Genomic DNA, 11,693 nt, shown 5'->3' with positions numbered 1-11,693 from the left:
CTCAAGACACAAGCCGGCGTTGCCGGCGAAGCGATGGTCCAGACACATCAAGTTTAATTGACCTGCCACCTGAGTGTTTCGATCGAGCTAGCCTGAAAGCTCGATTTTCAGGAGACCCAACATGGACAGTCCAGCCTCCCATCGCCTGAGACGTGGGCGAGTATCGACACTTGGCGGCTTATACCTGCTGACCAGCATCACCGAAAACCGCCAACCGGTTTTTACCGATTTTCACCTGGCTCGGCTGATGGTTGAGCAACTGCAATATGCACAGCGTCAAGCGTTGGCTAAATCCTTGGCCTGGGTGATCATGCCCGATCACCTGCACTGGTTGATCGAGCTGCGCCAGGGCACCCTTGCGTCACTGGTACGCCGGGTCAAATCTCGCAGTACCTGCCTGATCAACAAGGCCAGCCGGCGCAAGGGTCGTTTATGGCAGCACGGTTTTCATGATCGGGCGTTACGCCGGGAAGAGGATGTTCAGGCGGTGGCTCGCTACATCGTTGCAAACCCGTTGCGGGCTGGTTTGGTGTCCAGCATTGGTGATTATCCGCATTGGGATGCAATCTGGCTTTAGAGGCCTGGGGCTGCTGCCGCAGCCCATCGCCGGCAAGGCCGGCTCCCACAGGGTTATGGGTGCATGCATCGGTCTAGGGATGCAATCTGGCTTTGGAGGCCTGGGGCCGCTGGGGCAGCCCATCGCCGGCAAGGCCGGCTCCCACAGGGCGATGGCCGCGCAGCGGCCTGGTCGTTAGCCGTTACTCGCGTCCGCGCATGAAGAAGCCGGCGACATACTTGCGAAAGGTGTCCAGGCTCTTGAAGTCGGCATAACGCTTGAACGTCTCGCCCTCCGGCTCCGGCCCCAGCGGCTGCTCGGTCAGCGACACCGACAGCACCCGGTCCTGGTCGGAGCTGAGCACCAGCGCGTCCATGCCCTGACCACCGAGCACCGGCCGACGCATGATCACCTTGACGCCCTTGCTGGCCATCCAGTCGATCAGCGAGATGAGCATCTTCAACGGCTCACGCTCTTCATCGCGATACACCGGGAAGAGCTGCCCACGCGACAACACCGGCACGCTGGCAACATGAATCAGCTCATAGAAATGACTGCCGGCACTGGCCGGCGAGTAGATCGCCAGGGCCAGCAACGGCCCCGGGGTCTTGCTGCCGCCCCAGAGCAGGTGATGGCCCTGGAAGTCGAAGCCGTCTTCACTGCGGTCGTTGAATACCTTGCGCGCCTTGATCTGGCTGACGCAGTCGAGCAGCAGGCCATGCCGGCGATGGTTGCCAAAGGCCGTGGACTCACGCAAACGCGCCTTGAGCATCATCATGTGCTTCATGTCCAGGCGGGTTTCCAGGTAGTTGCTGGCCGGCACCCGCTCGATCAACGGGTAACGGCTGGCGACCCCGCGCAATTCGGCGAACTGCCCGGTGAGGTCTTTTTTCAAGTGGGTGGCATAGACGTTCAAGCCACTGGCTTCGATCAAGGTCAGCAGCAGCGACAGCAGCCGATGCTGCTCGCGTTTGTCGCCACTGCCTGCAGACTCGCCAGCAGCGCCGCCGGCCGCTTTGAAATCACCGATCAGGCGCAAGGGGGTGTCCGGTGCGAGCCAGGCAGCCGGTGGCGAGTCGTTGTCGCTGTCGCGGCTACCACTTTCCCGCTCATCCTTGATGAACGCGCAGTCTGGCGCGTGCTCGGCCGTGCCCGGGTTGTTCTTGAGGAACAGCGTGCCGGTGTTGCCATTGAGGTTGACGTTGAGCACCGGCATTGCTTTGGGCTGGCAGTCGCAGGCCAGCCAGTGGCCGGCGGCGCGCACCTTCATCAGCAGCTGGTTGGCCTGCAACAGGCGCGGGCCTTCCAGGCCGCCCTGGACAAAACCACGCAACAGCGCGTCTTCAGCAGGGGTGAGGGTGCGCACCAGCGCGGCGTTTTTTTCGATGATTCGCATGGACAATCCTGGCCAGCCTTCCTGTGCCTGCCACCTTAATGCAAAGCCCGGCTGGCGAACATGCCCGCCAGCGGAGCCAGGTGCTGCTTACTGGCCGCCAAACAGCTTGGCGGCGCGGGCGCGGATCTCTTCCACGCTGAGGTCTTCCTTGTGGGTGGAGACGAACCACAGGTTGCCGAACGGGTCTTTCAGGGTGCCGCTACGGTCGCCGTAGAACTGGTCTTTGACTTCGGTGACCTGGGTGGCGCCGGCAGCGAGGGCCTGGGCAAACACTTTGTCGGCGTCCTCGACATACAGGTGCAGACCAATGGCGGTGCCATTGAGCGACTGGCTGCTGGTCAGCCCACCGGACTGGTCGCAGGGGTCGGCAAGCATCAGCGAGGAATCGCCGATTTTCAGCTCGGCATGGCCGACGCGCCCGTCTGGGCCGTCGAGGCGGAACATCTCGACGGCGCCGAAGGCCTTCTTGTAGAACTCGATGGCCTTGGCGGCATCCTTGATGCCCAGGTAAGGGGTAATGCTGTGCTGTCCTTCGGGGATTGGTTTGACTGCCATTTTATTGATCCTCCTTTAAGGCGCCGCAGGGAATGGCGCGAAACTGTATATTTATACAGTTTCGGCAATTGGGCAAATCAAAAGTCGCGGCGCTGGACGAGTGGCAGTCAGAAAATGTAATCGGTGGTCAGGAAACTCGACTCGCGGTTACGGATGATGTCGCTGATCAGCTGCTTGTTGCTCTCCTGGAACTTGGTCGCCACCAGCGTGCGGATGGAGAACACCCGCAAGGCGTCATGCACCGACAGGGTGCCTTCGGCGGAGTTCTTGCGGCCGTTGAACGGGTAGGTGTCCGGGCCGCGCTGGCACTGGGCATTGAGGTTGATACGGCCGACCTGGTTGGCGAAGGTATCGACCAGCCTGCCGACTTCAGCCGAGTTGCTGCCGAAGATGCTCAACTGCTGGCCGAAGTCGGAATCGAGCACATAGTCGATCACCGTCTGCAGGTCGCGATAGGGCACCACCGGCACCACCGGGCCGAACTGCTCTTCATGGTACACGCGCATCTGCGCATTCACCGGGTACAGCAGGGCCGGGTAGAAGAACGAGCCACGGCTGGCGCCACCGCCTTCGTTGATGACCTTGGCACCCTTGTCGACGGCATCGGCCACCAGGCCGTTGAGGTAGTCGATCTTGCCGGCTTCCGGCAGCGGCGTCAGGGCCACGCCCGGCTCCCAGGGCATGCCCGGCTTGAGCGCGGCCAGCTTGCGCTGGAATTTGTCGAGGAAATCATCGACCACGTCTTCATGGACGAAGAGGATCTTCAGCGCCGTGCAGCGCTGGCCGTTGAACGACAGCGCGCCGGTGACCGCCTCGTTCACCGCGTTGTCGAGGTCGACCTCGGGCAACACGATCCCCGGGTTCTTGGCATCCAGGCCCAGGGCTGCGCGCAGGCGGTGCGGGCGTGGGTGAAGTTTTTTCAGGTCGCTGGCGGCCTTGTTGGTGCCGATGAAGGCGAACACATCGATCTTGCCGCTGGCCATCAGCGCGCTGACGGTCTCGCGGCCGCGGCCATAAATGACGTTGATGACCCCGGCCGGGAAGCTGTCGCGAAACGCTTCAAGTAGCGGGCGGATCAGCAGCACGCCGAACTTGGCCGGCTTGAACACCACGGTGTTGCCCATGATCAGCGCCGGGATCAGGGTGGTGAAGGTTTCGTTCAGCGGGTAGTTGTAGGGGCCCATGCACAAGGCCACGCCCAGCGGCGCGCGGCGGATCTGGCCAAGGGTGTCCTGCTCCAGTTCAAAGCGGCTGGAGCGGCGGTCCAGCTCCTTGAGGGCGCCGATGGTGTCGACGATGTAGTCGCAGGTGCGGTCGAACTCTTTCTCCGAGTCCTTGAGGTTCTTGCCGATTTCCCACATCAGCAGCTTGACCACGGCTTCGCGTTGTTCACGCATCTTGGTCAAAAAGGTCTCGACATGCTGGATGCGTTCGGCCACCCGCATCGTCGGCCAGGCGCCACGGCCTTTGTCGTAGGCATGCACGGCGGCGTCCAGGGCGGTGAGGGCGGTATCGGCGTCCAGCAGCGGGGTATTGCCGAGGATCACCTGGCGCTCCTCAACGCCCTCCTTGAGCCACACCGGGCTGCGGACCGTGGCCAGCGGCCCGTGCCATTGCTGCAACTGGCCGTTCACCAGGTACTCACGTTGCACCAGGGGTTCACCCAGGCGGTACGCCTCGGGGATCTCGTTGGCGGTGGGGAACAGCGTATCGAGCAGACGGTCCATGGGCGCAGCACCTCTTTTTCTGTAATGGGTGAAACGTTTCAGTCCGAGCATAACGCCAGGGCGCTAAAAAAAGCCAGCCTCGCTCAACATTGCGCCCAAGGCGCCGATACAGCGTTAATCCGATGTGAATTACGGACCTATGAGCACAAGAATCCTCGCCCTTGATGACAATCTGGTCCTGCCGACGAACCTGCGTACCACCCTCAATCGCCTGCTGCCGGTGGGCTTTGCCCTGATCGGCATCGGCCTGTCGGTGGTGCTCGGGCGTCTGGATGTACAGCGCCAGGAAGCTGAAGTGATCGCCAATGCCAGCGCGCGCCTGTCGGGCGTGCGGGCCAGTATCGAGGCGCAGCTGCGCTCGGCGTTCGGTGAGACCGAGGGTATTGCCCAGCTACTCAGTGCCGATGGCGAAATCAGCCCCGAGCACTTTCACGACATGGCCCGCCAGGCGATCGCCTCAGTGCCGCACATCCGCCATATTGCCCTGGCCCCGGGTGATGTGATCGCCGACGTCTACCCGCTGCACGGTAACCAGAGCGTACTGGGCATGGATTACCGCCAGATGCCGGAGCAGTACCCGCTGCTGCAGCGCGCCCGTGACAACTACAGCCCGGTGCTGGCTGGTCCGGTGCAGCTGCGCCAGGGCGGGCGTGGGTTGATCTACCGGCGTCCGGTATTCCTCAAGGGGCACAAGGGCGTGAAACTATACTGGGGCAACGTGTCGATCGTCGCCGATATCGACCGCTTGCTCAGTACCGCCGGGCTGGACCTTGACCCGGGCTTCGAGCTGGCCCTGCGCGGCGCCGACGGCCAGGGTTCGGCCGGCGGGATGATCTGGGGCGACCCGAAGCTGTTCACCCAGCACCCGGTGACGGTCAATGTCGATGTGCCGGGCGGGCTCTGGCAACTGGCGGCCAGCCCCCTGGGCGGCTGGCCGTCCATGAGCCTGTTCGTCTCGCCGTTGTTCCTCTTTGCCCTGACCTGTACCGGCCTGTTCAGCGTGTTCGTCGCCCAGCTCAATCGCAGCAACCGCCTGATCAACCTGCGCAACCTCGAACTCAAGCAGTCCCAGGCCCAGCTCGAGCGCCTGGCCCATTATGACGCGATCACCGGCTTGCCCAATCGCCTGCACTTTCATCAGCAACTGCTCGAGGAGATCAACCGGGGCCAGCGCCTGGCCGTACTGGTGCTGGATATCGACGGTTTCAAGCAGGTCAACGACAGCCTTGGCCACGCCATGGGCGACCTGTTGCTGCAACAGGCCACTGCACGTTTCATGCAGATCATCGAAGTGCAGGACAGTGTGTGCCGCCTGGGCGGAGATGAGTTCGCCTTTGTGCTCAAGGGGCCGGAGGCTGATTGCATCGAGCGCATCCAGAGGTTGCTGCAGGCCCTGCAACTGCCCTTCGACCTCAAGGGCAACGCTGCCCTGGTCACCGGCAGCATTGGCCTGGCCTGGTGCCCGGAGCATGGCCAGAGCGTCGATCGCCTGCTGCGCCATGCCGACACCGCCATGTACGCGGCCAAGGAGAGTGGGCGCAACGCTTACCGCCTGTACCAGCCGGAAATGACCCAGCGCCTGCAGGCGCGCCTGGACCTGGAGCACAACCTGCGCCGGGCCCTCAAGCACAATGAGTTCGAGCTCTGGTACCAACCCAAGATCGACCTGTTCAGCGGCCGCGTCGAAGGCGCCGAAGCGCTGCTGCGCTGGCGTGATCCAGAGCACGGGCTGGTATCGCCAGCGCAGTTCATCCCCCTGGCCGAACGCACGGGGCTGATCATCCCCTTGGGTGAGAAGGTACTGGATCTGGCCTGCGCACAGATCGCTGCCTGGCGCGCCGCCGACCGCCTGCCCGGGCCGGTGGCGATCAACGTCGCAGCCTTGCAGATCGAGCGCAGCGACTACGTCGCCAGCCTCAAGCGCTCGCTCAAACGCTACGACCTGCCGCCGACCTTGCTGGAGGTGGAAATCACCGAAAGCCTGCTGATGGAAAGCCAGCAGCATGCCTGTGCGGTCCTTGCACAGCTGCAGGAATTGGGCGTGACCACGGCGGTGGACGACTTCGGCACCGGTTACTCGTCACTGGCGTACCTGAAGATGCTGCCGATCGACCACCTGAAGATCGATCGGGCGTTTATCAAGGATCTACCTGAAGACGACGATGGCGTGGCCATTACCCGGGCGATCATTGACCTGGGCCACGCCCTGGGCTTCAAGATCACCGCCGAGGGCATCGAGACCGCCGAGCAATATGCGTTTTTGCGCAATGCCGGGTGTGATCAGGGCCAGGGCTTTTGGATGGGGCGGCCGATGCCGGTGGCCGAGTTTGATAGCTGGCTGGCCGCGCGTACGGCCCGCCAGCATGGCAGTCACTCTTCGTTGGGCGAGTCGCGATAAACAAGCTGTGTCAGTTCGCTGAGCAACTGGTGCTCTTCGGCCTCATGGCGGCGACGTATGAGTTGCTCGTTTAGTAGACGCTCGCCGGGGTTGGCGATTTCTTGCTGGACGGCCTCCAAGCGTTGATTCAGTTCGTCGCCCAACTCATCAAAGCGCTCGGCAAAGTGCAATCGCAAGTAGGTAGTCCAGTCCCGGTTTAGGTACTGGTGCTGTTCATTGCGGCGCAACACCGCCTCGACCCCGGCGTCGCTGTCGGGGGTGAGCGCCAGCAACTGTTGGTGCAACTGCTCGACCCAGTCGGCGGGCAGTTGTTGCAAGGTGATCTGAATCGAGTCGGTGGCCAGTGCTTCGGCCGGCAGCGGCGTTTGCGCGATGATCATCGTCGGGTCTTCGGCCAGTTGCCGCAAGGTCCAGTAGTAAAGCGCCTCGAGACGCTGGGCGCGCGGCGCGAACTGTGCGTCCTCCAGCGGTGTTTGTCGCTCGACATGCTCCTGGATGGCCTGGCGCCAGGTACGCCGCTGCATGACCTGCAGCAGGTTGCGGCCGAGTTGCCGGTGGTCGTTGCCGCTGAGGGCGAGGACGCCATCGACCATGTCTTCCAACAGCAGAATGCGTGCGCCACCGGCATACTGGGCGAGCCACTCATCGACAGGCGGCTGTGTTTCGACCACCTCCAGAATCCGCCACAGGCGCCTGCGCGTGGTGGCCGGCGCCAGCAGGTAGCTGAAGCTGTCATAGAGCTCGCGCAGGCGCCGGACGAAATCCAGGCGTTGCGGTACCTGCAGGCGCTCCCACAGTAGTACTTGATCGTCCGATGCCTGAAAAAGCAGATCGCTGTAGGCATCCTGAGACACCAGCAGATCGACCCGGTTATCGGTGAAGTAGCGTTGGATTTGCAACGCTGTCTCTTCCGTGAAAGGGTTAAGTTCCAGCTGTAACGCATGGCCGACCGCCCGGGGTGGGTCGAAGTGCTCTGGCAGGTGCGTCAATAGGTTATTCGACAGGTCGATCAGGGTTGGGGCCTGCAGGTTTTCCAGGCCGCCCGGCAGCTCCGTCAGGCCACAGCCGCTCAGCGTGAGGTGACGCAAATAGAGATGTCCGCCGAAGTTAGGGGCGGAGGCTATTGGGTTGTTATCCAGGTACAGGTGCTGCAGGTTCGGATAGGTTGCCAGCCTGGCCTGGTCGCGGGCTGTCCAGGCCAGCTGGTTGTCCCCCAGCTCGAGCGATACCAGTTGTTCACCCAGGCCTTGGGGAACTTCGCTCAATTGGCTACCGCGCACTGACAGGTTGCGCAGGCGTGGAAAGTGCTGGGTGAACCCCCCGGGCAGCTGGCCCAGCGGGTTAAAGTCGAGCGACAGCAGTTGAACGTGAGCGAAGATACCGGGCTCGAGTTGCGCCAAGCCGTCAAGGTCTGCGCCAACCAGGTTCAGCTCGTCCAGGTACAGGGCAAACACCGGTTGCCCCTGGGCCGTGGGTGATGAATGCATGCGCTGCCAGGCTTCGATCAGATTGGGTATCGCTTCCTGGCGCTGCGGGTTGTCGATGGCCCACCTCTGTAGATTGTTGCGCAGGCGTTGCAACTGCATTTCAAGCCGTTGCAACGCTGCGGTGGGTTCGACGTTGGCGGCGCGCCAGCCTTCCATTGCTGCCCGCATCTGCGCTTGGCTGCTTCGCGGATACAGTGCCCAATAGCGTGCCATCAGCGAGGTGCTCGGTGACGTTGGCCCGTAACTCATCGGCGCGCCGCCGCGCAAACCGATAGAGTCCGACCAGCCTGGCTCGTACGACCACAACCATTGAGAAAGCTGGTCGCGGTTGGCCTGGGTCAGGCCCAGGATTCGCCTGCCAAGCTGGTCGCCGTCGCCGGCCTGTAGTGCCAGGGCCTGACGATCGGCGTCGGGCAGGGCATCAAGGATCGCCTGGTAGCGATTGCTACTTGATTCTGCTAGCGGCATGCCGGTCCGATAGGCGCGCCAACCGTGGGCATGCCGGTACTCGGCGGCTTTCACCAGCACCCGGTGCTCGCTGGCCTGCCTGGGGCCGACCTGAGCAATCAGCGGGCCGTCCGGATTGCCCCGGCGCAGTTCCAGGCGCAGTGAGTCCGGCCAGCCTGGCAAGCGCTTGAGGCAGGCAAATACCAGGCGCTCGCAGTCGTCGTTGGCCAGGCGGGGCTGGTACAGGCCCTCAAGGGCCCGCGGCAAGGCCAGTTGCACGGTGCTGACCCCGGCCGGTGGGCCGGCGTAGTGCTTGGCGAAGGCGTCATCGAACGTGATGTCGCCAAGGCGATCGACCTCCGCATGACTAGTGTTTGCCGCCTGCAAGCGCTCAAGGCAGTCGAGGAGCAGCTCAGGGGGTTGCTCGTGTTGCACATGCACACGGCGCAGGGTGTCTTCGCTGGTGCCGCTGATCCATGCCGCCTCGCTCAGTTGCTGGTCGCTGTAGGCCTCGACCGGGTGCCCCAGGCGCCGCAGCAAGGTGGCCCGCGACCATTGCAGCGGCCGTTCGTACACATGCCGCCAGGCGCCCTGATTGTTGTGTAGCAGCGGCGGCTGGTAGGCCCCGGGGTCTTGGGGGTGGACGATCCGCCATTGCCGCGAAGCGGGATCCAGCTGCTGCTCGAACAGTTCGCCATCCAGGCGGATGTAGTATTTGCCGTCGGCTACATATTGGCCCATGGCGTTGGCCCGTAGCCCCTCAGGCAGGCGAATGTCGCTGCGGTAGCTGGCCAATGATGGCTGCCACAGGCGCGGGCTGCCGTCGGCCCGTTGCACCCTGAGCAAGGATTCCAGCCACTGGCCATTGACCAGCTTGCCGGCCACGCCACCCGCCACCGCCAGGCCACCGGCGACTGCCACATTGAGGGCGATGGACTGCAGGTGCGCCAGGGCCGTGTCGATGTCGCCATCCTCCCAGGCCTCGACGCCCTCAAAGGCGCTGTACAGCAGTTGCGCGGCGAATACCCCCATCATTACCTGGCCCAGGCCCGGGACAAAGAACGCGGCCAGGTTGAGGAAGTTCAGCCCCAGGTCTTCCAGGCCTTGCAGCAATACCTCACGGGCCTTGTCGTCGACATCGGCGGTGGGTACCGCCAGCAACCGGGCTTCGTTGCGCAGGCGATTGAGCTGGGCGGTCTGCTCATGGTTGAACAGCTCACCCTTGATCAATTGGCGCTTGACGTGCAGGTTTGCAAAGGCGGGTACTGGCCAGTGCGCATCAGCCGCTGCGTTCGCGGCCAGGGTGCGCTTGAGCACGCTGGCAAAGTGCGCGCGTTGCTCAAGGGGCACAAAGCGCATGAACACGGCGCGAAACTGCGCGTTGCACAGTTTGTCCTTGAGCGCGCGTTGCAACGCTTGCAGCGAGGGGTACTGTTGCACGGCGTGGGAAGTACCCGGCAGGCAAAGCAACACCGGGCCGACAGTCCTGAGCCTGTGGCGATCCAGTACGCCCTGACGTGGGGAAAAGATCGACAACGGATTGAACAGCGCCAGCGGCGTAGAGAGTTGCGCTGACACCTGGGCAATTCGCTCAGCCTCGGACTCGGCAGGGGCAAGCACCCAGACATCATGCAAGGCGATGCCGAACAGGCTCAGCGACCAGCAGTGCACTGGCTGTGTGCCGAGCTTCAGGGACTTGCTGCCGGCGAGCAGGTGGTCGAGGGTGCTCTTGCCGGCGTCACTGAGGCGCTTTTGCCCATGGGCCAAGAGCAGGTCCAGGCGCAGTTGGTCCTTGCTCACCTGCTCGAACGCGTTGCGTACCTGCCTGGCCTGCTCGCCATACACCAATAGCGCGTCGAGGTGATCCTGGTAGCGCCGGCCCAGGTCGAGCCGTCGGCACTCGGCAGCGAAGGCCAACCCACTGATCGCCAGGGCCTGGCCGCGCGCGTCGCGGATGGCGCTGGGTGGGTCCAGGTAAATGCCACTGAAGTTGTGCAGCGCGTATTGCAACAGGCTGGCGGTGGGCCCGGTGATATCGCGGCCGGTCAGCAGGCCACCGATGTTCGTGGTTACCGGTGTCAGCGTGCTGCGGATGACATCCACCTCCAGGCCGAAGGCGTCTTTCAGGCGTGCGCTGAGCAGGGGCTCGGCGAAGGCCATGACGCCTTGCAAAGGCTTGAGCAGGTGATGCAAGGCGTCGCGCGAACGGCGCAATTGCGCCTGGCTGGCGAGCACGGCCAGGTGCTGAGCAACGGGGGCGCCGGGGATCGCCTCGGTACTCGCCGCGTGCAGGCTCTGGCGCAGGTGCTGCCAGTTTTCCTGGTTGGCGTGGTGGGCCCAGCCGGGTAGGCGCTGGCGGAGGAAGGCGTGGTGCGGGTTGATGTCAGGCATGCGGGTGCTCCTTTGGCGAGTAAGCCATCAGCAAGCCCCCGCACGCCTGGCATCGGGTGGTAGTTATTACTCTTCGTGGGGTTCGAACTCGATATTACGCGTCAGCTGTCGCATCAGCGCATCGAGTCGCTGCAGCTGCTGGTGCTCCAGGTCCTGGGTATACACCTGCAATTGCACGGGGTCGTCAATCATGCCCGCAGCCATTTCCAGTGTGCGTGCGTACTGGGTTTCCAGCTCGATGAAGGCCGGGGCAAAGTGCTGGCGCAACAAGGCGGCCCACTCGCCATGGACAAAAATCCGCGTGCCTGTGTAGCGCTGCAAGACGGCGTTCAAGCCTGCTTCGGTGCCCGGGTTGAGCTGTTCAACGTGCTCGCGCAGCGGCTCCAGCCAGCTGCCTGGTTGTTGCTGCAAGTAGGGCTCGATCAGCTCGATGGACACCGGCTCGCCATTCAGCGGCGTAGCTGACATGACCAGCGTCGGGTCGTTGCCCAGCTGTTGCAGCATCCAGGAGAAAAACGCTTGCCGAATCGGCTCGCGGTTCGCCGTAGCGGCGGCATCGCCAAGAATCAACGCCGTACTGGCCTGGTCGGCGGCGTTGCGCACCGCCTGCAAGCGCACCCGCTCGACCACCACCTGTAACAATCGTTCGGCACGCAGCGTAAAGGTAGGCGCCGCCATGGCAAAAGCGCTTTGCGCCTGCGGCTCAAGGGCCAACAGGTTGCGGGCAATCTCCGGC

General features: G+C 63.4%; 7 protein-coding genes. 2 read left to right on the top strand and 5 right to left on the bottom strand.

Annotation, left to right across the window (positions count from 1 at the left end; translation table 11 throughout):
* Window positions 1-121 precede the first annotated feature (121 nt).
* Window positions 122-577, top strand: coding sequence for an REP-associated tyrosine transposase (locus tag UW3_RS0125965; RefSeq protein WP_010227025.1), 456 nt, complete (start codon window positions 122-124; stop codon window positions 575-577).
* Between the two features lie 181 nt (window positions 578-758).
* On the opposite strand, the gene UW3_RS0125960 is transcribed toward UW3_RS0125965, so the two are convergent.
* The 3 genes from UW3_RS0125960 to UW3_RS0125950 all read right to left on the bottom strand — a co-directional run bounded on the left by UW3_RS0125960 (window position 759) and on the right by UW3_RS0125950 (window position 4,234).
* Window positions 759-1,952, bottom strand: a complete 1,194-nt coding sequence (locus UW3_RS0125960) for a hypothetical protein (RefSeq protein ID WP_010227024.1) — start codon at window positions 1,950-1,952, stop codon at window positions 759-761.
* An 87-nt stretch (window positions 1,953-2,039) separates the two neighbouring features.
* Window positions 2,040-2,507 carry a VOC family protein gene (locus tag UW3_RS0125955; RefSeq protein ID WP_010227023.1) on the bottom strand — a complete coding sequence of 156 codons (468 nt, stop codon included), beginning with the start codon at window positions 2,505-2,507 and terminating at the stop codon, window positions 2,040-2,042.
* A 107-nt stretch (window positions 2,508-2,614) separates the two neighbouring features.
* Complete coding sequence (locus tag UW3_RS0125950) at window positions 2,615-4,234, bottom strand: NADP-dependent glyceraldehyde-3-phosphate dehydrogenase (RefSeq protein ID WP_010227022.1); 1,620 nt, start codon at window positions 4,232-4,234, stop codon at window positions 2,615-2,617.
* A 139-nt stretch (window positions 4,235-4,373) separates the two neighbouring features.
* Between UW3_RS0125950 and UW3_RS0125945 the strand changes: the two genes are divergently transcribed.
* The gene (locus tag UW3_RS0125945) at window positions 4,374-6,632 is read left to right on the top strand and encodes a putative bifunctional diguanylate cyclase/phosphodiesterase (protein WP_010227021.1); all 2,259 of its coding nucleotides are present in this window, start codon (window positions 4,374-4,376) and stop codon (window positions 6,630-6,632) included.
* Here UW3_RS0125945 and UW3_RS0125940 read toward each other — a convergent pair.
* Both UW3_RS0125940 and UW3_RS27775 read right to left on the bottom strand, forming a co-directional pair.
* Window positions 6,605-10,957 carry a dermonecrotic toxin domain-containing protein gene (locus tag UW3_RS0125940; protein ID WP_010227019.1) on the bottom strand — a complete coding sequence of 1,451 codons (4,353 nt, stop codon included), beginning with the start codon at window positions 10,955-10,957 and terminating at the stop codon, window positions 6,605-6,607. The two genes, UW3_RS0125945 and UW3_RS0125940, sit on opposite strands and share 28 nt — an antisense overlap.
* A 66-nt stretch (window positions 10,958-11,023) precedes the next feature.
* The coding region (locus UW3_RS27775) for a hypothetical protein (RefSeq protein ID WP_010227017.1) at window positions 11,024-11,693 on the bottom strand (670 nt) is incomplete at its 5' end.

The sequence above is a fragment of the Pseudomonas donghuensis genome, assembly GCF_000259195.1.
Taxonomy (GTDB): Bacteria; Pseudomonadota; Gammaproteobacteria; order Pseudomonadales; family Pseudomonadaceae; genus Aquipseudomonas; species Aquipseudomonas donghuensis.
The sequence above is the reverse complement of the archived record's forward strand: the minus strand, read 5'-3'. Positions and strand labels throughout refer to the sequence as shown.